This is a genomic window from Streptomyces sp. NPDC058045 (assembly GCF_042885635.1).
GTDB lineage: Bacteria > Actinomycetota > Actinomycetes > Streptomycetales > Streptomycetaceae > Streptomyces.
This window is the reverse complement of sequence record NZ_JBHVRR010000003.1, coordinates 87,553-109,338: the sequence shown is the minus strand read 5'-3', so window position 1 is coordinate 109,338 and position 21,786 is coordinate 87,553. Positions and strand designations below refer to the sequence as shown.

The following is a 21,786-nucleotide window of genomic DNA, read 5'->3' as shown; positions in this document are numbered from 1 at the left end:
GGGGTGGGTGGTCATACGGGTGCCGTCCCCAGTCGCCAGCCGTGGGCCCGGGTGCGGTGCCGCCAGAGGGAGGCGTAGGTGCCGTCCGCCGTCAACAGGTCCTGGTGGGTGCCGCGTTCGGTGATGCGGCCGTCTTCGAGTACCAGGATCTGGTCGGCGTCGACCACGGTGCTGAGGCGGTGTGCGATGACGAGGAGGGTCTTCTGCCGGGCCAGGGTGCGTACGGTGTCGGCGAAGAGGGCTTCGTTCTCCTGGTCGAGGGCGGCGGTGGCTTCGTCCAGGACGAGGATCGGGGCGTCCTTGAGGAGGGCGCGGGCGATGGACACCCGCTGCCGCTGCCCGCCGGAGAGCCGGGTGCCGCCTTCCCCGACGCGGGTGGCCCAGCCGTCGGGCAGTTCCTCGATGACGCGGTCGAGTCCGGAGAGGGCGGCCGCGGTGTGCAGTTGCTCGGGGTCGGTGTCGGGGGCGGCGATGCGGACGTTCTCCTCGATGGTGCCGTCGAAGAGGTAGACGTCCTGGAAGACGAGGGAGATATGGGCGGCGAGGTCCTCGGCGGCGATCTCGCGGACGTCGACGCCGCCGATCCTTACGGTGCCGGCGGTGGTGTCGTGGAAGCGGGCCAGCAGTGCGGCGATGGTGGTCTTGCCGGCGCCGGAGGGTCCGACGAGGGCCGTCATACTGCGTTCGGGCAGGCGGAAGCCCACCTCGCGGAGGGCGGGGGGTGCGCTCGTGCCGGCCGCGGGTTTGCCTCCGTAGTGGAAGTCGACATCGGTGAACTCCACGCTGCTGTCGCGGGGTTGCCGCGGTGCGGTGGGCTGGGGGAAGGGGGGTTCGTCGAGGAGGGTGCCGAGGCGTTCGAGGGTGTTGCGGGCGATGCGCATCCCGGCACCGGCTTCGGCGGCGGACGAGACGCTGTCGATGAGGCGGGTCAGCAGGACCAGCAGCGCCAGCAGGTCGGGCGTGCTGAGGGAGCCGTCGAGGTGCCAGGCGACACCGAGGGCGAGCAGCAGGGCGAAGACGAGGCGGGTGGCGAAGGAGAAGGAGACCAGTCCGGGCAGACCGCGGGCGATGAGCCGGCGGTCCGCGGCCGCCTCGGCCACCAGCGCGTCGTCAAGTGCCCCGTAGCCGTCGGCGGTTCGGCCGAAGGCGCGGAGCACGGGCTGGTTGCGGGTGTACTCCAGGACGCGGTCGGCGCTCTCGGTGAGGGCGGTGTGGCGGCCGAGGTCGAGCCGGCGCAGCACGGCGGTGCTCGCGGTCTGGATGCCGAAGAGGACGGGTGTGCAGACCAGCAGGACCAGGGAGGTGCGGGTGTCGAAGAAGAAGGTGGCGACGACCAGGGTGACGGGGGTGAGGAGGGAGTTGATGAAGGGGCGCAGCAGATGGGCGGGGGTGCTCATCACCTGGATGACGTTCTGTCCGGCGAGCCGGCTGAACTCGGCGGTGTGGCCGGCGGTGAACCAGCCCAGCGGCAGCCGCAGCGCCTGGTCGGCCATGCGGTGGTGGAGGGTGCGGGAGAGCCGGGAGCCGACGGTGAATCCGTTGCTGATGGCGGCGCCCTGGAGTGCGGTGCAGCCGAGTGCGCAGATGGTGAGTGCGGTCAGCCAGGACCAGGTGTGGTCGGGGTGGGGGCCGAGGAGGGTCCGCAGGAGTGGCACCAGCAGGGCGAAGGTGATGCCCTGGAGGACGGCGGCGCCGCTCTGGAGGACGAGGAGCCGGTCGAGCGGCGGGGAGCCTTCCGGTCCGAGGGTGCGGCGGAGTTGGCGGATCATCGTGCGCTTCCTTCCCGGATGGGGTCCGCGGGGGCGGCTCCGTCGGGGGTGGGGTCGGTCGGGGTGTGCTGGGCCTGCCAGAGCGCGGTGTAGCGGCCGTGGGCGGCCAGGAGGTCGTCGTGGCGGCCCTGTTCGGTGACGCGTCCGTCGTCGAGGACGACGATCCGGTCGGCGGAGCGGATGGTGGCCAGCCGGTGGGCGATGACGAGCAGGGTGCGCCCGGCCGCGAGGGTGGACAGCGCGTCCTGGATGAGTGCTTCGGAGTGCGGGTCGGCGTAGGCGGTGGCCTCGTCGAGGACGAGGACGGGGGCGTCGGCGAGCAACGCCCGGGCGATGGACAGGCGTTGGGCTTCGCCGCCGGAGAGGGTGGTGGTGCCGAGTTCGGTGGCGTAGCCCTCGGGCAGGGCGGTGATCCGGTCGTGGATGTGGGCGGCGCGGGCGCAGCGTTCGACTTCGTCCTGGGTGGCGTCGGGCCGGCCGAGGCGGATGTTGTCGGTGACGGTGGCACGCAGCAGCCGTACGTCCTGGAGGACGAAGCCGATGTGGCGGTACAGTTCGGTGGAGGGGATGTCGCGGAGGTCGGTGCCGCCGAGGGTGATGGTGCCGGCGGTGGTGTCGTGGAAGCGGGGCAGCAGGGAGGCCAGGGTGGATTTGCCCGAGCCGGAGGGGCCGACGAGTGCGGTGACAGTACCGGGGGCGAGGTCGAGGTCGATGTGGTGCAGGACGTCGGTGCGGCCGTCGTAGGAGAAGGACACTGCGCGGAGGGCGATGTGGTGGCCGTGCGGGAGGGCGGGTTCGGCGGGTTCGGGGAGGGTGGGGGTGTGGAGGAGTTCGGTGATGCGGGTGGCGGCTGCCTGGCCGGCGCGGATCTGCTGGACGCGGGGGCCGACGACGGTCATGGGGGCGGCGATGGCGGGGCCGAGCAGCAGGAACGGCACCAGGTCCGCGGGGGTGGTCCAGCCCCGGGTGGCGAACAGGGTGCCGGCGGCGGCCAGGAGGAGCAGGACGACGGCGGGGGCGACGACGAGCAGGGCGGCGGTGGAACTGATCAGGGTGGTGCGGACCCAGCGGGAGAAGAAGCCGGCGAAGTTCTCGGTGGCGTCGATGAAGCGTTCATGGGCTCGGCGTCCACGTCCGAAGCTCTTGAACACGCTGATGCCGGCGGCGAATTCGACGGCGGCGGCGGAGATCCGGCCCAGGGCGGCACCGTACTCGGTCATCTGTCCGGCGGCGCCGCTCATGGCGCGGCCGAAGAGGAGCACACCGAGCAGCAGGGGTGTGACGCTGATCAGGGCGAGGCGCCAGTCGACGGTGAGGAGGTAGGCCAGGGCGAGTGCCGGGGCGGCGAGCACGGTGACGATGTCGAGCAGGGTGTGGGCGAAGAGGGTGTGCAGTGCGCTGACGTCGTCGTGCACGGCCTGTTTGACTTCGCCGGTGTTGCGTTCGGTGAGCCGGCCGAGGGGGAGCTTGCCGATGTGGTGGGCGAGGCGGCGGCGCAGGGCGAGTTGGAGCCGGTTGTCGGCGAGGTGGGCGAGGGCGCCGGCCGCGGTGCCGCAGGCCAGGGCGAGGAAGCCGGCGGCGCAGGCCAGGGTGGCCAGGGGCCACAGGGTGCTGCCGCCTGCGGGCGGGGTGGCGGTGAGGCGGTCGGCGATCAGGGACACGGCGATGAACGGCACCACTCCGGCGAGGGCGGCGACGGTCTGGAGGGCGACGGCGGTGGCCAGCGGTCCCCGGACGGGCCGGGCCAGGGTGCGCAGCGGGTCCGCGGGTGCCTGGGGTGCCAACTCGGGGCCGGGCTGGGGTGGTTGGGACTTCACTTGAGGAGGACTCCGATTTCGGGGATGGGCCTGCCGCCCGCTTCGGTGATGCGGCGGCTGGTCAGACCGGCCTCGCGGGCGAGTCGGGCGGCGTCGAAGGTGTGCCAGTCGTAGCTGTCGGCGACCTCGCGTACGGTGCGCCCGTCGCGCAGGACCTTCCAGGTGGTGGTGAACCGCATGGCGTCGCCCTCGGTGGGTTCGCCGCCGATCCACCACTCGTAGGTCTGGCGGCCGATGGTCTCCCGGAGGGACATCACGGGTGGGATGACGCGGGGTGTGGAGACGCCCATGAGTTCCACGACGATGGGTGCTCCGTCGGGCAGGCGGGCGGCGAGGCGTTTCCACAGGGCGGTGCGCTCGGGGACGGTGAGGTGGCCGGCCACGCCGAAGATGACGACGGCGGAGAGCCGTTCGGGGAGTTCGAGGTCCTGGGCGGCGCCGTCGTCCACGGTGACCCGGCGCCGCAGGTCCGGGTCGCGGGCGATGCGGGAGGTGAGCATGGCGCGCATCACGGGTGAGGGTTCCGCGGCGAGGATGTCCGCTTCGGGGAGTGCGGCCGCGATGACCTCGGTGACGCGTCCGGTGCCGGCGCCGATCTCCAGGACGGGGCCGTGCGAGGTGTCCAGGCCGGTGAGGACGCGGGTCAGCGGGGGGCCGCTGCTGGCGGTGTGCCGGGTGGCGACCAGTTCGTAGAACTCGGCCGAGGTCGAGTAGTAGTCGATCACGACAGTCTCCGGGCGAGGGCGGCGGGTGCGGCCGAACGGGCGGGCGTGGGTGGGGTGTTGGGGCCGGGGGTCATGGGGTGCTGGGCCAGGTGCGGGGGCCCGAGGTGGCCAGGGAGGGGTCCATGCGGCGCAGGACGGCCGCGACCACCTCACCGCGGCGCGGGGTGAGGTAGAAGTGGTCGCCGGGGAAGACGCGGACCTCGGTGCGGGCGGTGGTGAGGGCGGCCCAGCCCGCGGCCTGTTCGCGGCAGCGGTCCGCTCCCAGCTCGGGGTCGTCGCCGCCGGTCAGGACATGGAGGGGGCAGGACAGCGGCGGCCGTCGCCGCGGCCGGTGGGTCTCGATGATCCGGTAGTCGTGGCGTACGGCGGTCAGGACCAGGGGGCGCAGTCCGGGGTCGGCGAGGATCTCGCCGCTGGTGCCGCCGAGCCGGTCGAGTTCCGCGCAGAGGGTGTCGTCGTCCTGCCGGTGCAGGTGACCGGTGAGGGCGGTGCCGGGGGCGGCGCGGCCGGACACGAAGAGGCGGCGGGGGCCGGGGAGTTGGCGCCGGTGGAGTTCATGGGCGAGTTCCCAGGCGACGGCGGAGCCCATGCTGTGGCCGAAGAGGGCGTAGGGCCGGTCGAGGAGGGGTTGGACGGCGTCGGCGACGGAGGTCACCAGGTCGCCCATGCCGGTGCTCGCGGGGTCGTCGAAGCGGTCCTCGCGGCCGGGGTACTGGATGCCGAGGAGTCGCACCTCGGGTGGCATCAGTGCCGCCCAGGGCCGGTAGAAGCCGGCGCTGCCGCCCGCGTGCGGGAGGCAGATCAGGGTGAGCCGGGCGGTGGGCGCCGTGGTCCACGCTCTGATCCAGGGGTTGGCGGTGTGCGCGGCGGGGGGCGGGGGGTGGGCGGTCACCAGGTCACCATCAGTTCTTCCAGGCCGAAGGTGGCCGAGTCGTGCTTGATCGCGACCTGCTCGCGGTCGCCGGCGAGGCGGAGGCCGGGGACGCGGCGCAGCAGTGTCTCCAGGGCCACCTCCAGTTCCAGTCGCGCCAGGTGCTGGCCGATGCACTGGTGCACCCCGTGGCCGAAGGCGAGGTGGTGGTTGTCGGTGCGGTGGAAGTCGGCCTGCCCGGGGGTGTCGAACTGCTCGGGGTCGTGGTCGGCTGCGGCGAGGAGGGCGATGACGCCGTCTCCCGCGGGGATGGTCCGGCCGGAGAGTTCGATGTCCTCGGCGGCGACGCGCAGCGGGATGGAGTCGGCGACGGACAGGATCCGCAGGAGTTCGTCCACGGCGGCGGGCATCAGGGCGGGGTCCTGGCGGAGTTCCGCGGCCAGTTCGGGCTGTTCCAGGAGGAGCAGGGTGCTCAGGGCGATCATGCTGGTGGTGGTCTCACGCCCGGCGTTGATGGTGATGCCGAGGGTCGACAGCAGTTCGTCCTCGGTCACCTTGCCGGTGGCCAGGTGGCCGGTGACGAGTTGGGAGATCAGGTCGTCGCGGGGTTCGTCCCGCCGTTCGCCGATCAGCCGGGAGAGGAGGCCGAAGAGTCCGCCGAGGGCGTGGGCGACTTCCTCGGCGGTGCTGTGGCGGGAGCCGGAGATCCGGGTGACGTCCCGGAAGAACTCCAGGTTCTCCTTGGGGATGCCGAGGAGTTCGCAGATCACCGAGGTGGAGACGGCGTTGGCGTAGGCGGAGACGAAGTCCACCGGGCCGCCGGCGGCGAGCACTCCGTCGAGGATGTCGTCCACGCAGGCCTGGACGGCGGGCCGCATCGCGCGGACCCGGCGCACGGTGAACACCGGCAGCAGCATCCGCCGGTAGCGCGTGTGTTCGGGGGCGTCGGTGCGGATGAACGGGCGGAATCGGGCCCCGGCCTCCTGCTCACCCTCGCCGAGTGCGGGGAAGTTGGGGTGGCGGATGTCGGCGCTGACGCGGGGGTCGGAGAGCAGTTCGCGTACGTCGTCGTAGCGGGTCACCGCCCAGGCCTCACGTCCGGTGGGCAGGGTGATGCGGGCGACGGGGTCGTCGCCGCGCATGGTGCCGTACTCCGCGGGCGGGGCGAAGGGGCAGCCGCGGCGGATGGGGAACTCGCGGGGCGCGTCGGCCTGTTGGGAGGTGGCTGCCGTGTCGGGGGTCGGCCGGGGTGCGGGGGTGGTCATGGTGGTCCTCAGAGGTCGGCGGTGGTGTGCGGGTGGGGTGGGGCCGGTTCGTCCGCGGGGGCGGTGGCCGGTGTGCGGGTGAGGACGGCGAGCGGGGGTGCGCCGGGGCGGGTGGGCAGCGGGCGGGCGGTGAGACCGGACTCGGCGGCGACGTCCTTCAGGGTGAGGGGCGTCCAGCGGTAGGAGTCGTGCACCTCGCGCCGGGCGTGCGGGGCGCCGTCCCGGTAGACGCGCCAGGTGGAGTGCAGGCGCATGGTGCCGTCGCCGGTCTCGTCGGGTGCCCCGGCGAAGGACCATTCGTAGCGGTGCCGTCCGGCGGTGGCGGTGGCGAGCCGGGTCTCCGGGAAGGCCAACTGGCTCTCGAACTGCATGAGTTCGACGAGGACGAGCCCGCCGGGCGCTAGCCGCGGGATGAGCCGCCGCCACAGCACGGCCCGCTGGTCGCCGTCGAGATGGCCGAGGACCCCGCAGAGCAGGACGGCGCTGACGCGGTCCGGGAGGTCCAGGCCGGGGGCCGCGTCGGCGGTGATGGTGACGCGGGAGCGCAGGGCGGGGTCGCTGAAGACGCGGCTGGTGAGGACGGCGCGCATTCCGACGGCCGGTTCGCAGGCGAGGATCTCCGCGTCGGGCCGGGCGCGGGCGACGGCCTCGGTGACCAGTCCGGTGCCGGCGCCGATGTCGGCGACCGGCCCGGTGCTGAGGTCGGCCCCGGCGAGGACGTCGACGATGGCGGGGATGCTCGCGGTCGCGGTGTGTCCGGCGGCGACCAGGTCGAAGAACTCCGCGGACGGTGTGTACGGCAGGGTGTCCGCGGGGCGGGGTGAACTGCCCTCGGTCCGGGGGCTGTTGGGGCTCGGCTCGTCGGAGAGCCGGAGGATGTCGCCGGCGGCCAGGGGACGCGGGGTGGACGGCCGGATGATCTCGGGTGGTCCGAGGCGGGCCGCGAGGTCGCTCCAGATGCGGCACACCGCCAGGTCGTACTGGCCGTCGCGCAGGGCGTCGCCGCCGTGCTCGGCGGCGTCGCGGAGGGCGTCGAGGGCGGAGCCGACCGCTTGCGGCCACAGGTCGGAGAAGACCGTGCGGAAGCTTCCGGTGGTGCCGGCGACGGTGGTGGTGCCGAGGCCCAGGCCGCCCGTCCCGGGCCCGTCCAGTACGAAGCGGTGGTCGCGGTCGCGGCCGATGTGCAGGCGGGGGCTCCACAGGACGGGCCCGTGGGTGTCGGCCAGGGTGAGGACCCCGCCTTCCGTGCCGAGGGAGACGCGGTGCCAGTGCAGGGCGTGGTTGTCCCGGTCGGACGGGTCGAGTTGGTGGTGTATCCGCAGGGTGAGGGGGACGCCGGCGAGCATCCCGTGCAGGGAGCGGAAGGGGTGCGGCCCGATGTCGTCGGGCAGCGGTGCCGGGTCCGCGAACCGCCAGGGCCGCAGGCCGCCGAGGGCCTGCCCGAGGATGTCGACCAGGGGGTGCATCAGATGGACGGGGGTGGCGGCGTCCACGAAGAGGGGCCGCTGCCGTGCGGTGAGCCGCCGGGCGGCGTCGATGAAGGTGCGGACGGGGGCGACCCGCGGGTAGTGGGTGTTGATGCGGTACCGCACTCCGCGGCGGCGGGCGTGCTTCAGATTGGCGGTCAACTCGGTGAGATGCAGGGGGTGTTCCTGGAGTACATGGATGCCGCGGTCCATCAGGGCCCGGGCGAGTTCGGTGCCCTGGCCGCCGGAGATGGCGGAGCTCACCGCCACACAGGCGGCGTCGATATCGGCCGGGAGGTCGTCGACGCGGGTGTGGAAGGGGACGCCGAGGCCGCAGGCGTAGGCGCGGGAGGCGGCCGATCCCCGGCTGAGGATGCCGGCGAGGGCGTAGCCGGGGCGCTGGTGTGCCGCCTCGGCGTAGAAGCGGCCGAAGTTGGTGCCGCAGACCAGGATGCGCATCGGTGCCGGTGTGCTCACAGCACGCCTTCTTCCATCTGCTCGTTCGGTTCGGTGCGGGCCGCCGTGCCGGTGGTCCGGAGGTCCGCGACGCCGTGGGACCGCAGATGGCGGAGCACGGTCTCGGCGTCCAGTACGTCGCAGGCGAAGTGGACGCCCGGGGGGATCCCGGCGCGTGCGACCGCGTCCGCCGCCAGTGCGCCGACGGCCGCGGTGAGCCGGTAGCTGCTGGCGGCGCGCAGGGTGAGCCCGGCGGTGGCGGGCCGCCCGGACGCGGTACCGGACAGGGCGAAGTCCATGACGTAGTACGGTCTGCGGCCGGCCAGGTCGAGGTCGGCGGCGAGGAGCAGGCGGTCGGCGAGTTCCGCCGGGTCGTCCCCGGCGGCGAGGCGGCCCGGCAGCAGTCCGAGCAGGGCGCGGACGGCGGGCCCGGGGTGGACGTTGTACCAGTCGAGGCGGTCCAACCCCAGTGCGGTGGCGAGGCGTTCGCTCTCCTGGCTGAGGTAGGGCTGGAGGGCGACCCGGCCGGGGAACGCCCCGTGTTCGGTGTCCTCGGTGGTGCGCAGCGCGCGGGGGGTGCGGCGCCCGCCGCGGACGGCCGCCAGTGCCTCGCCGTAGGCCGTGCCGCCGGCGCCGCCCGAGGTCAGGGACAGCATGAGGTCGCGCGCCACGGTGGGGGTGCAGGTCTCCAGTCCGCCGCAGTACGCGGTGAGGGCGGCGGCCCGGTCCAGGCCCTGCCCGGCGAGCCAGCGCGGCAGCAGGCTGGACAGTCCGGGCAGGGCGCCCGCGGAGAGGACGACCGTACGGCCGTCGCGGGCCGGGTCGCCTTCCTGGTGGAGGTCCTCGGCGGCCGGGTCGTCCCCGGCGACGTCGACGCAGTCCGCTCCGGCGGCGAGTGCCGCGGAGGCCACCGTGGCCCGCAACCGGTAGGTGGGGCCCGCGCAGTTGAGGACGGTGCGGCAGCCCTCGGTGAAGGCGGCGAGCCCGCCGGGGGTGTCGGCGTCCGCCCGGACGGTCCGGTCGCGGCCGGTGGTGTCCTCCGCGGCGATCGCGTCCAGCGCCTCGGGGCTGCGGCCGCCGAGGAGGAGCCCGGTGTGCCCGAGGGCCCGCAACTCCCGTACGGCGGCCCGGCCGACGGCCCCGGAGGCGCCGAGGACTCCGATGCGGTGGCCGGTCATCGGGTGATCGCCCCCTCGGTCAGTCCGCCGAGGGTCTTGAGGATGCCGGGGGCGTGCTCGACGGACAGGCAGGTGTAGTGGTCGCCGCCGATGTCGACGATGTCCAGGTCGCCCAGGGTGAGTTCCTCCCAGTAGGCGGTGACGGCGTCCTTGCTGCCGGGGAAGGGGTAGGCGCCGTCGTGCCGCAGGAAGGTGATGTCGCCCGCGTAGGGCTCGGCGTCGTAGCGGGTGATGGCGAAGACGCTCTGGCGGAAGGCGAGGAAGAGCCGGGTCATGTGGTCGGGCTGGTAGGTGCCGGCCGAGGCGGGCACCGCCTCGCACATCCGGGCGATGCGGGTGGCGCGCGGCACCTCGGCCAGTTCCCGGAAGCGGACCGCGACATCCTCGAACTCCCCTTGCAGGGCGGCGAGTCCGCCGTCCGGCAGGATGCCGGGGCTGGCGGCGAGGACGGCGTCGGCCGCGGCGGCCACCCGGTACTGGTCGGCGGGGAAGCCGAGTTCGGCGGGGTCGATGCCCATCATGACGGCGAAGGAGTATTCGGCGAGGAGTTCGTCGTCCAGCCGGAAGCGGGGGCTGTGGCTGCTGATGACGGTGAGGCTCTCCACCTCGGCACCGGACTCGGCCAGGTTCCGGGCGACCTCGGTGGCGATCAGCCCGCCCAGGCAGTAGCCGACGACATGGAAGCGGCGGCGTCCGTCCGCGGTCAGGGCGCGCGCGTAGCCGGCCGCCATCTGCTCGATGAGTCCCTGCGGCGGGGCGCCGAGGAACCCGTCCAGGTCGGGGACCTCCACCCCGACGACCTCGGCCACACCGGGCGAGCGGCGCCTGATCTCGGTGATCAGCGCCCGGTACGGCATGATCGTCGCGGTTCCGGCGTGGACCAGGACCGTGGTGGGTTCGTCCTCGCCGCGGGTGCCGTGCAGCGGGATCACCGGATCGGTGCGTACGGCGGGGGCCTCGTCCTCGGGGCCGTCCAGCCCGCGGAGAAACGCGGCGAGACCGGCGACGGTGGGGCGGCGCAGCATATGGCGCAGGACGACCTCCCACTCCAGGTCCGCCGCCTGCGGTACGCGCTCCCGCAGGCGGCCCACCATCCGCGCGACCAGCAGCGAGTCACCGCCGAGGTCGAAGAAGTCGTCGTCGCGGGCGATGTGTTCGACGGCGAGCAGCTCCGACCAGAGTGCGGCGAGGCTGCTCTCCAGGCCGTCCCTGGGCTGCTGCCGTTCCACCGCGTCCGGTGCGCTCTCCCGCGGCAGCCAGGCCCGCAGCCGGGCCCGGTCGGTCTTGCCGTTGGCGGTGCGCGGCAGCCGGTCCACGACCTGCCACACCGAGGGCAGCATGTACTCGGGGAGCCGGTTGGCGGCGGTGCGGGCCAGTTCGCCGACGGGGACATGGTGCCGGTCGTCCTTCATGGTGGCGAGGAACACCTCCTGCCCGGTCGCCGCCAGGGCGTCGGCCGCGTCGGGCAGGGTGGTGACCTCGGACGCGGCGTGGGTGTCGAGGAGTTCGCGCCACTGGGTGTGCGTCAGGAAGGACTGCCCGGTGTGCTCCCGCACATCGGTCCAGGTGCGGCCGGCGACCTCCAGGAACTCCATGGAGATCAGCAGCGGCAGGTTCTCGTCGCGGATGTTCTCCACGAACACCAACTGCCCGCCCGGGACGAGGAGTTCCCGGAGCCGGCCGACGGCGGCGTCCGCGTCGGCGGCGGCGTGCAGGGTGTTGGCGCAGAGCACCACGTCGAAGGTGTTGGGCAGCAGGTGCTGGGACCTGGTGTCCTCGTCCACGTCGAAGCGCTGGAAGCGGACCCAGGAGTGGTCGGCGAAGCGCTCCCGGGCCTCGCCGAGGAAGAACGCGGAGGCGTCGGTGAAGAGGTAGTCGACGCCGAACTCGGCGAGTACCGGCACCAGTTCACCGGTGGTGCCGCCGACGCCGCCGCCGACCTCCAGCACCCGCAGCCGCTCCTCGCCGGTGTGGCCCGCGGCGATCTCCCGCAGGGCGGCGACCACGGCGCGGTTGAGGTGGCGGATGGCGAGGTTGTCGCGGTAGGCGGCGTCCGCGGCCTCGGTCGCGGCGCCCGGGAACAGCAGCTCGCGGATACCGGTGTCGCCGGCGACGAGTTCGGGCAGCCGCTCGGCGCAGGTCCGCATGGCGGTGAGGAGTCCGGTGCTCCACCCGATCTCGTGCTCCAGCTCGGCGGCCGTCCGCCAGCAGCGGGCCGCCTCGGGCCCGCTGACGGGGACGAGCCCGGTGTAGGTGCCGTCCGCCGCGCGGTGGGTGAGCCGGTCCCGGGCGGCCAGGGCCCGCAGCCAGCGCGCCACGATGTGCCGGTGCCGCGGGGTGGCGCGCAGCGCGGTACCGACCTCCTGCGCGGTGGGTGCCGCGCCTGCGTCGAAGACTCCGGAGGCTTCGAGGACCCGCGTCATCTCGGCGAGCGCCACCTCGTCCAGTGCGGTGAGGAAGTCGCCGAGCCGTGCGGAGTCGACGGCCGCGGCGGCCTCGTGCACGGCATCGGCGGCCGCGGTGCGCGCCCGCCGCCTGCTCGCCGGGGCGGGCCCGACGCCGTCCTTGCGGGCCGTCTCCACGAACGCGGCGAGCCGGCGCCCGCCCGCGGCGGAGTCGTCCACCACGACCGCGCCGGCCGCGACCGCCGGGTGGTCCTGTACGGCGGCTTCCACCTCGGCGAGTTCGACCCGGTAGCCGCGGATCTTGATCTGGGCGTCCTCACGGCCCAGGAACTCGATGGTCCCGTCGGGCAGATACCGCCCCAGGTCCCCGGTGCGGTACAGGCGCTCCCCCGTGGCGGGATCGGTGGGGAAGCGCTCCGCGGTGCGTTCCTCGTCGCCGAGGTAGCCGAGGGCGACTCCGGCGCCGCCGATGTACAGCTCGCCCGGCACCCACTCGGGCCGTGGCCGCAGCTCCCGGTCGAGCACGGCGAAGGTCTGGTTGGTGAGCGGGGTGCCGTACGGGATGCTGGGGCGGCTGGTGTCGACCTCGCGGATCGGGTGGGCGATGGACCAGATGGAGCCCTCAGTGGCCCCGCCCAGCGAGACGATCTCCAGCCCGGGCAGCAGTGCGCGGGCCTGGTCCGGCAGGGCGACCGGGATCCAGTCGCCGGATATCAGCGCGAGCCTCAACGGGCTCTCGCCGCTGGGCGGTTCGGAGCGCAGCCAGTCGCACAGCATATGGAGCTGGCCGGGGACGGAGTTCCACACCGTGACGCCGAAGTCGCGGACGAGTTCGGCCCAGTGGGAGGGGTCGCCGCGCCGGTCGGCGCCGGGCAGGACGAGGGTGGCGCCCACGGCGAGCGGCCCGAACAGGTCGTAGACGGACAGGTCGAAGCCGAGTCCCGCGATGCCGAGGACGCGGTCGTCGGCGGTGACGGTGTAGCGGCGGTTGATGTCCTGGACGGTGTTGAGGGCGGCCCGGTGGCTGATCATCACGCCCTTGGGGGTGCCGGTGGAGCCCGAGGTGTAGATGACATAGGCGAGGTCGTCCGGGTCCCGCCGGGCGGCGGGCGGGGTGGGGGTGCTCGCCTCCCCGGCGAGGTCCACGGCGAGGGCGGACACACCCGCGGGGAGGTCTTCGAGTTCGGCGAGCCAGGACTGGGTGAGGACGGTGCGGACACCGGCGTCCGCGAGGATGGTGTCCCGGCGGGCCGGGGGCTGTGCCGTGTCCACGGGCAGATAGGCGCCACCGGCCAGCAGGGTGCCGAAGACGGCGACGACCTGCTCCCAGCCCTTGTCCGCCCAGATCGCCACCGGCTCCCCCGGCCGCAGCCCCGACTCCGTCAGCCGCTCGGCGACGGCGACCGCACGGGTGATCAACTCCCGGTAGGAGAGGGTCAGTTCGGGGGTGCGGACGGCGATCGCGTCCGGGGTGGCGCGGGCCTGGGCGAGTACCGGTTCATGGAGCAGGGCCTCGGGCAGCGGCCCCTCGGTCGCGTTGGCCGCCCTGCGGCGCGCGGCCTGCGCCTCGGGCAGCGCGACCCGGGCCGGCGCGTCCCAGGCGGCCTCGCCGGTCTCCCCCTCGGCCGCGAGGGACCGTACGAGTGCCGTGTACGCCTCGAACATGGCGTCGGCCACGCCGTGGCTGAGGGCGCCCTCGCGGATGTCCCAGGACAGGTTCAGCGCGTCGCCACGGTGCATGACCTGGCAGTCCAGCCACACCTGGGGCGTACGGGTCACGGCGTACGTCACCTCGGGGGGTACGCCCTCGACGGTGGCGCCGGTGCCGAGGGCGCTGGTGAAGACGACCGGCATCAGTGCGGGGGCGCCGGCCCGGCGGGAGAGTTCGGCGAGCACGTCGGAGCCGGTGAACAGCGGATGCGCCAGGTCTTCGAGGAGCCGCTGCCCGACGGTCCTGGTGCGCTCGGCGAAGTCGGCCGGGGTGTCCAGGTCGACGGCGAGCAGTTCGAGGGAGGTGAAGTCCCCGATGAGGCGGTCGATGTCCTCGTGGAGTCGGGGCCGGTCGACGGTGGGCACATTGAGGGTGAAACGGCTGGTGCGCGACCAGGCGCCCACGGTCTCGGCGTAGGCGGTGAGCAGGGCCGCCGACAGGGTCAGCCCGCGGTGTGCGGCGCGTTCGGTGAGGCGGTCCCGGTCGGCGGCGGGCAGCAGGACCTCCCGCCGCCGGAACACCACCGGGCCGCCGGGAGCGGTGTCGGGTTCCGGGGCGCCGGCACCGCTCTCCCAGGTTTCGGCGAGGGGCAGTTCGGGGGCGGGCGGCAGGGTGTCGAGCCGGTCGGTCCAGTACGCGCGGTCGCGGGTGTGGGCCTCGCTGTCGGTGCGGGAGCGGCGGGCCAGGACGTAGTCGCGGAAGGTGATCCGGGGTGCCTCGGTGAGGGCGGCGCCGCGGTAGCGCTGCTGGAACTCGGCGAGCAGGATGCGCAGGCCGGCGTGGTCGACGACCAGCATGTCGAACGCCAGGTGCAGTACGGCCTGTTCGGCGGTCCGGGTGACATGGACGTCGAAGAGGGGCCACTGGTCGGTGGGCGCCTCACGTGTGGAGAGCCGGGCCCGGGTGCGGGCCAGTTCCGCCGCCGCGGTGGAGGCGGGGAGCGCGGTGAGGTCGTCGGCGCCGACGGTGAGGGCGGGTACCTCGGGCAGGATCTGCTGGTAGCCGTCGTCGCGGATGACGGCGCGGAGCATCTCGTGGCGTTGGACGAGCTCCTGCCACACGGCGGTGACCCGGTCCAAGTCCAGCTCGGGGAAGGCCAGTTCGACATAGGCGTGGCAGCCGACGCCGCCGTAGGCGTAGGCGTCGGTGCGGCCGATGAGGTAGGCGGCCTGGATGTCCGTCAGCGGGAAGGGGTCGTGGCGGTGCTCCGGGTCTGCGGTCAACTTCGGCTCTCCGGCGGCCAGGTGGCGCAGGATGTCGTCCTTGTGGGTGCGGAGTTCGGCCCGGTGGGTGTCGGTGAGCCGGCCCTGCGGGGCGCGGAAACGCAGTTGTCCGTCCTCGGCCCACAGCACCACGCCCTCGTCGGCGTAACGGGCCAGCAGTTCAGCGATGTTCACAGCTCTCCGGTCTCGTAGGCGGTCCCGTGGGCCGCGAGCGTTCGGTTGACGTCCGCGGCGAGCGCGGCGATGGTCGGTGCGGCGAAGAAGCGGCGGACGGGCACGGTGGCGCCGAGGCGGTGCTCGATCGCGGTGAGCAGGCGCAGCGCGCCGAGGCTGTCGCCGCCCGCGGTGAAGAAGTTGGCGTTGCGGTCAGGTGCCCGCTCCGGCAGGTGCCGGTGCCAGAGCCCGGCGATCGCTTCCTCGGTCTCGCCGCGGGGTGGTTCGGCGGCGGTGGCCGCGGTCCCCGGCCCGGCCAGGTCCGCCAGAGCCGCCCGGTCGGTCTTGCCGTTGGCGGTAAGGGGCAGGGCGGGCAGCAGCAGGACGCGGGAGGGGACGGCGTACGCCGGTACCCGTTCGGCCAGCGAGCCGAGGAGATCCTCGGCGAGTGCCGGCTCCACCGCGGGCGCCGGATCCTGCGGTACGGCGAAGGCGACCAGGCGCCGCGCGGTGCGCTCCCCCACGGCGATGACGGCGGCCCGGGCGACAGCCGGATGCGCCTCCAGTGCGGCCTCGATCTCACCGGCCTCGATGCGATGCCCGGCGATCTTCAGCTGGTTGTCGAGGCGGCCGAGGAACTCCAGCAGCCCGTCCCCGCGAAACCGGCCCAAGTCGCCTGTCCGGTACCAGCGTTGGCCGTCCTGGGTGACGAACTTGGCCGCGGTGCGGGCCGGGTCGGCCAGATAGCCGCGGGCCAGTCCGGTGCCGCCGATCCACAGTTCGCCGGGCGCCCAGTCGGGGCAGTCCCGCCCCTCCTGGTCGACCACGCGGTAGCGCTGCCCGGTCAGGGGGCGCCCGTAGGGGATGGACACCCACGCGGGGTCCGGTTCGGTGACGGTGAGGGTGTTGGACCAGATCGCGGCCTCGGTGGCCCCGCCCATGGCGACGAAGGCGCAGGGCCGTGTGGTGCGGGCCCGCAGCCGGGCGGGCAGGTCGAGACCGATCCAGTCACCGGAGACCAGCGCCGTCCGCAGCCCGCCCAACCGGCCGACGCCGTCCCCCTGTTGCGCGTCCGCGTCGAGCAGCAGGTCGAGCAGGGCGGGCACGGTGTTCCAGACGGTGACGCCGTACCGGTGGAGCAGGCCGGGCCAGCGGGCGGGTTCCCGGCGCTGGTCCTCGGTGGGCAGCAGCAGGGAGCCGCCCGCCGCGAGCAGGCCGAAGAGGTCGTAGACGGACAGGTCGAAGTCCAGTGCGGACAGGGCGAAGACGCGGTCGTCCCCGGTGATGCCGTGCCGGGTGTTGATGTCGGCGATCGTGTTCCAGGCGGCGGCGTGGGAGATCTGGACTCCCTTGGGCTCGCCGGTGGAACCGGAGGTGAAGATCACATAGGCGAGTGCCCCGGGTGATGTCTCCACGGGCGCGGGCAGCGGCTCATGGCCCTGGGTGTCGGCGAAGGTCAGTGTGCGCGGGCCTGTTCCGTCGCCGGTAGGCCAACTCCCCACGACCGCCGCGAACTTGGCGGTGGAGTACACCCGTTCCAAGCGGGCGGCGGGCTGTTCCAGACCCAGCGGTACATAGGCGGCGCCGGCCGCGAGGACCCCGAGGACGGCCGCGATCTGCTCCGGCCCCTTGGGCAGCGTCACCGCCACCAGGTCACCCGGCCGCACCCCGGTCGCACGGAGCGCGGCGGCGGTACGCAGCGCCTGCTCGCGGAGTGCCCCGTAGGTCGTCTCCTGCCCTGCCGTGGTGACCAGGGCGGGGCGGTCGGGGGTGGCCGCCGCGTGGCGGAAGAACGCCTGGTGGAGCGGGCGCGGCGCCACCGGTGCCCCTTCGGACAACTGCGCCTCGGCGGCCCGGCGTTCGTACTGGGCGGCGGGCACGAGGTCGGGCAGGGGTGCCGTCCAGTCACCGGTCACCAGGTGCCCCAGCAGCCGGGTGTGGGCGTCGAACATGGCGTCCAGGACTCCCTCGGGGAAGAGTTCCTCGACGGCGTCCCAGGTGACGATGAGGTTTCCGGACTCCTCCGTGACCTGGTTGTCCAGACAGACCTGCGGGGACTGGGAGATGCCCCAGACCTTCGCGGGGAGCCCGGTGCCCGCTCCGGCGAGCGTGGCGTCACCGACACCGATGGCGCTGGTGAACACCACAGGTGCGGCGGCGTCCACGGTGCCGGTGCGGCGGCCGAACTCCCGCAGCAGCCAGTCGATCGGCACATCGGCGTGGTCCAGGTCCTCCGCCTGCCGGCGTTGCAGCGCACCGGCCGCCGCCAGCCACGAGGTGCCCGTACGGCGGTGGCCCGCGAGGGACAGCGAGGTGAAGTCGCCCAGCACCCGGTGGATATGGGGGTGGACATCGCGCCGGTTGAAGAGGGTGAGCGTGACGGTCACCGCGTCGGATCCGCTCCAGGTCTCCAGGACCTCCGCGTACAGGGCCAGCAGAACGGTGGAGGGGGTGAGGCCGTGTCGGGCCGCGCCGCGTTTGACGGTCTGCCAGTCCTCGGCGGGCAGGCTGAGGCGGCGCCGGGTGAAGACGGGGGTGTCGAGCAGCGCCGGGTCCCGGTCGAAGGGCAGCGCGGGCGGGGGCGGCAGTTCGGCCAGCCGGGCCTGCCAGTGGGTGCGGGACCGCTCGGCCGACTCCTGGTCCACCGGGAGCCGGGTCAGATAGTCGCGGAACGACACGTCCACGGGCGGCAGTTGGGCGTCCGGGTCGGCGTAGAGGGCGTTGAGTTCGGCGTAGAGGGTGGTGATGGAGAGCGCGTCGAGCACCAGGTAGTCGAGGCCGATGCCGATCCGGGTGCGTATCGCGCCGGCCCCTTCCTCCCGGTAGCGCACCGCCTCGATGGCGAAGAGGGGCCAGTGGGCGGGGTCGCGGAGTTGGTGGGACAGGCGGGCGCGGAGTGCGGCGAGGGCCGTGGCCGGGTCCGCTGCTGGGGCGTCCGTGACGGGGATGTGCAGCGGCGGCACCTCGGGCAGGACGCGCTGCTGTCCGTCCTCGACCACCGCGCGCAGCATTCCGTGCCGCCGGACGAGGGCGTTCCAGGCCTGCTCCAGCCGGTCCACGTCGACGTCCGTGCCGTCGAACTCCGTGTAGTGCCAGGTGCCGACGCCGCCCAGGGTGAAGCGGGGGTCGCGGCCGGTGTGGTAGGCGGCCTGGACTCCGGTCAGCGGGAAGGGGTCGTGGGCGCGGGCCGGGTCGGGCAGCAGGGCGGGGACGGCGGGCTCGTCGCCGGGGGTCGTCGCGGGGTGCAGGGTGCGGCAGAAGTGGCGTAGGACGGGGTGGGCGAAGAGGTCGGCGACCCGGGCGCCGGGGAAGCCCGCGGTGCGCAGCCGGCCGATCATCCGGGTCGCCACCAGGGAGTCGCCGCCCAGCAGGAAGAAGCTGCTGTCGCGCCCCACCTCGGCCACCGCGAGCAGTTCGGCCCACTCGGCCGCCACCGCCTTCTCCACCGGGCCGTCCGGCGCGGAGACTCGGGACGCCTCCTGCCCGGCGGCCGCGAGCGCGGCCCGGTGGACGGCGGCCCGGTCGAGTTTGCCGTTGGCGGTCAACGGCAGTTCGGGCAGCACCAGTACGCGCTCGGGGACCATATGGGCGGGCAGGCGCTCCGCGGCCCGCAGGCGGATCGCCTCCGGGTCGGGAGCCGCGTCGGGCGCGGACACGGCGGCGGCGAGATGGCGTACGGGGGTGTCGAGGACGGTGGCGATCGCGTGCCGTACGGCGGGGTCGTCCTCCAGTGCGGACTCGACCTCGCCGAGTTCGATCCGGTGCCCGCCGATCTTCACCTGGTGGTCGGCGCGGCCGAGGAACTCCAGCACCCCGTCGGACCGGTAGCGGGCCAAGTCCCCGCTGCGGTACCAGCGTTCACCGTCGTACTCGACGAAACGCGCCGCGGTGCGTGCCGGGTCCGCGCGGTAGCCGAGGGCCACACCGGGGCCGCCGATCCACAGCTCTCCGGGGACGAGATCGGGGCAGTCCCGCCCCCGCCCGTCCACCACCCGGGCCCGCATATTGCGCAGCGGCACACCGTACGGGACGGACTTCCACGCCGGGTCGGTCCGCTCCACCTCGAACACCGTGGAGTGGACGGCGGCTTCGGTCATCCCGCCGAGCGCCACGAAACGGCAGCCGGGGACGAGGGCGCGCAGCCGCCGGGGCTGGTCGAGGCCGATCCAGTCGCCGCCGAGCAGCACCATCCGCAGGGAGTGACCGAGGCTTTCGTCCTGGCCGGCGGCGATCAGCAGGTCCAGCAGGGCGGGCACGCACTGGACGAGGGTCACCCCGTGGGCGCGGACCAGCCGGGCCCAGTGGTGGGCGTCGCGGCGGTGCTCCTGCGCCAAGGCGACCACCTGCCCGCCGAGGGACAGCGGGGTGAAGATGTCCCAGGCCGCGAGGTCGAAGTCCAGCGCGGACAGGGCGAGGGTGCGGTCCGAGGCGCCGAGGCCGAGATGTTCCGCCATCGCCTCGACGGTGTTGACGACCGCCCGGTGCGGCACCTCGACCCCCTTGGGCACTCCCGTCGAGCCGGAGGTGAACAGCACATAGGCGGGCAGCGCCGGGTCCGGCTGGGCGACGGGCGCGGGGTGCAGCGCCCGCGCCTCGTCCAGGAGCAGTACCGGCACCCCGTCCGGGCAGAGGTGGGCGTGGTCCCGGTCGGTGAGCACGGCGGACGCGGCGGCCACGGAGTGGATGCGTTCCCGGCGTACGGGGGGCTGCTCCACGCCGACGGGGGCGTAGGCGGCGCCCGCGGCCAGGATGCCGAGGACCGCGGTGATCTGGTCGGCGCCCTTGGGCAGGGTCACCGCCACGGTGTCGCCTTCCCGCACTCCGTTCGCGTGCAGCAGGGCGGCGATCTGCCGTGCGGTGCGGGCGAGTTCGCCGTAGCCGATCGGCTCGCCGGTGGGGCGGACGACGGCGGTGCGGTCCGGTGCGGTCTCGGCGTGCCGGAAGAAGCGGGTGTGCAGGGCGTGTCCGGAGACGGGCGCCGGGGGCAGGGCGGCGATCGCGCGCCCGGGCAGGACGCCGGGGGCGAGCAGTCCGTCCACCGGCCGGGTCCAGGCGTCGGGCTCGGTCACCAGGCGGGTGACGAGGCGGCGGTAGGCGTCGAACGCGGCGTCGGGCACTCCGGGCGCGAACACCCCGTCGCGTACGTCCCAGTTGAGGAGGAGGCCGCCGTCGAGTTCGGTGACCTGGGCGTCCAGGAAGACCTGCGGGCCCTGGGAGATGATCCACGACGGGCGGCCGAACGCCCGCTGGACGTCCTGCTCGAAGATCTCGCCGAGGCCGATGGCGCTGGTGTAGACGACGGGCGCCAGTACCGGGGCCCCTTCGGCGCGGGCCAGATCGCGCAGCACCTCGACGCCGCCGTACGCGCCGTGGGAGATGCCTTCCTGGAGGCGTTCCTGGAGGCGCCGCGCCTGCCCGGAGAACGGAAGGGGCTCGCTCAGGTCCGCGTCGAGCAGTACCGAACTGCTGAAGTCCCCTACCAGGGCGGCCACTTCGGGGTCGAACGGCTCCCGGTCGAAGAGGGGGAGATTGAGGAGGAAGCGGCTGCTGTCGCTCCAGGCCGCGACGGTCTCGGCGAAGGCGGTGGCGAGAGCGGCAGCCGGGGTGAGGCCGTGCCGGCGGGCGGTTTCGAGCAGCGCCGCCTTGTCGGCGGGGCCGAGCCAGTGGTGCAGGCGCCGGGAGTGGGTCAGTGCGCTGTCGTCCGCGCCGACGGGGGTGAGCGGGTCGACGCTGGTCGGCAGCCGTGGGGCGCGCGGCAGCTCCGGCAGGCGCTCCCGCCACCAGGCGGCGTGCTCCTGGCGTTCCGCCTCCCGCCGGGCCGCGTGCTCGGCGAGGTACCGGCGGTAGTCGAGGGCGAGCGCGGGCGGCGGGTCGTCGGGGTGCTCGTAGAAGCGGCGCAGGTCGGACAGGAGGACCCGCAGGCTCAGGGCGTCGCCGGCCATCATGTCCAGGTCGATCTGGAGCCGGGTGCCGCCCTCGGGGAGGAGGCAGAGGCCCGCGCGGAAGACCTCGCCGGCGGTGGGATCGGGGCGGGCGTGGGTGTTGCGCTCCCTCAACTCCGCCAGCACCGACCGGACTTGGTCGGGGGTGTGCCGGCGCAGGTCGTGGACGGTGAGCGGGGCTCCATGGGTGCCGTAGCGCTGGTGGCCGTCCTCGTCGACGACGGCCCGCAGCATCGGGTGCCGCCGCACCAGGGACCGCAGGGCGGTGCCGAGCCGGTCCGGGTCGAGGTGGTGGCCGTCGAGTTCGACGTAGAAGTGGGCGGCGACCCCGCCGAGGGGCTGCCCGTCCTGGCGTCCGATCCAGTAGGCGTGCTGCATGGTGGCCAGCGGGAACGGGCCGGTCGCCGGGGCGGGCGGCGCGGGAACCGGGGTGGGGCGGGCACCGCGCCGACGTTCGAGCAGGGCGGTCCAGGCGGCGAGGGTCGGGGTGCGGGTGAGGTCCTGGAAGGTGACGGTGCTGCCCGCCCGCCGCCAGGTGCCGACCAGGGACATCAACGCCAGTGAGTCCAGGCCGAGTTCGAAGAGGTCCCGGTCCTCGTCCAGTTCCTGCGGTGCCGTCCGCAGTGCGTGCGCCACCGCTTCCAGTACCGCTGCGGGGGCGTGCGGGGCGCGGTCGCCTTCGCCGTCTGCCGCGGTCCGCGTCCGGACGACTGCTTCATCGCTCACTGCTGGAACCTTCCGGTCGCTCGGGGTGGGTCGGGAAGCTCTAGATAGAAATGATTATCATTTCTATACTGCCTTCGCA

General features: G+C 73.8%; 9 protein-coding genes. All 9 read right to left on the bottom strand.

Annotation, left to right across the window (positions count from 1 at the left end; translation table 11 throughout):
• Window positions 1-11: 11 nt before the first annotated feature.
• Window positions 12-1,769: an ABC transporter ATP-binding protein gene (locus ACFVST_RS03360; RefSeq protein ID WP_390146393.1), complete on the bottom strand. Its 1,758-nt coding sequence runs from the start codon at window positions 1,767-1,769 to the stop codon at window positions 12-14.
• On the bottom strand, window positions 1,766-3,586 hold the full coding sequence (locus ACFVST_RS03355; protein ID WP_390146391.1) for an ABC transporter ATP-binding protein: 1,821 nt from the start codon (window positions 3,584-3,586) through the stop codon (window positions 1,766-1,768). Before ACFVST_RS03355 ends, ACFVST_RS03360 begins: the two co-directional genes overlap by 4 nt.
• The gene (locus tag ACFVST_RS03350) at window positions 3,583-4,311 is read right to left on the bottom strand and encodes a class I SAM-dependent methyltransferase (RefSeq protein ID WP_390146389.1); all 729 of its coding nucleotides are present in this window, start codon (window positions 4,309-4,311) and stop codon (window positions 3,583-3,585) included. The genes ACFVST_RS03355 and ACFVST_RS03350 overlap by 4 nt, the downstream gene beginning before the upstream one ends.
• Before the next feature lie 70 nt (window positions 4,312-4,381).
• Window positions 4,382-5,203 carry a thioesterase II family protein gene (locus ACFVST_RS03345; RefSeq protein WP_390146387.1) on the bottom strand — a complete coding sequence of 274 codons (822 nt, stop codon included), beginning with the start codon at window positions 5,201-5,203 and terminating at the stop codon, window positions 4,382-4,384.
• Window positions 5,200-6,447 (bottom strand): cytochrome P450, encoded by a 1,248-nt coding sequence (locus ACFVST_RS03340; RefSeq protein WP_390146386.1) that lies wholly within the window; start codon window positions 6,445-6,447, stop codon window positions 5,200-5,202. Before ACFVST_RS03340 ends, ACFVST_RS03345 begins: the two co-directional genes overlap by 4 nt.
• A gap of 8 nt (window positions 6,448-6,455) precedes the next feature.
• Window positions 6,456-8,372, bottom strand: coding sequence for a Gfo/Idh/MocA family oxidoreductase (locus ACFVST_RS03335; protein ID WP_390146595.1), 1,917 nt, complete (start codon window positions 8,370-8,372; stop codon window positions 6,456-6,458).
• Between the two features lie 14 nt (window positions 8,373-8,386).
• Entirely contained in the window at window positions 8,387-9,547 is a 1,161-nt protein-coding gene (locus tag ACFVST_RS03330; protein WP_390146384.1) for a saccharopine dehydrogenase NADP-binding domain-containing protein, read from the bottom strand.
• The gene (locus ACFVST_RS03325) at window positions 9,544-15,060 is read right to left on the bottom strand and encodes an amino acid adenylation domain-containing protein (protein WP_390146382.1); all 5,517 of its coding nucleotides are present in this window, start codon (window positions 15,058-15,060) and stop codon (window positions 9,544-9,546) included. The genes ACFVST_RS03330 and ACFVST_RS03325 overlap by 4 nt, the downstream gene beginning before the upstream one ends.
• Window positions 15,057-21,707 (bottom strand): amino acid adenylation domain-containing protein, encoded by a 6,651-nt coding sequence (locus ACFVST_RS03320; RefSeq protein WP_390146380.1) that lies wholly within the window; start codon window positions 21,705-21,707, stop codon window positions 15,057-15,059. The genes ACFVST_RS03325 and ACFVST_RS03320 overlap by 4 nt, the downstream gene beginning before the upstream one ends.
• Between the last annotated feature and the right edge of the window lie 79 nt (window positions 21,708-21,786).

Coding starts and splice junctions, on each gene's coding strand:
- ACFVST_RS03360 (WP_390146393.1), bottom strand. CDS start 1,769: ATGATCCGCCAACTCCGCCGCACCCTCGGACCGGAAGGCTCCCCGCCG.
- ACFVST_RS03340 (WP_390146386.1), bottom strand. CDS start 6,447: ATGACCACCCCCGCACCCCGGCCGACCCCCGACACGGCAGCCACCTCC.
- ACFVST_RS03335 (WP_390146595.1), bottom strand. CDS start 8,372: ATGCGCATCCTGGTCTGCGGCACCAACTTCGGCCGCTTCTACGCCGAG.
- ACFVST_RS03330 (WP_390146384.1), bottom strand. CDS start 9,547: ATGACCGGCCACCGCATCGGAGTCCTCGGCGCCTCCGGGGCCGTCGGC.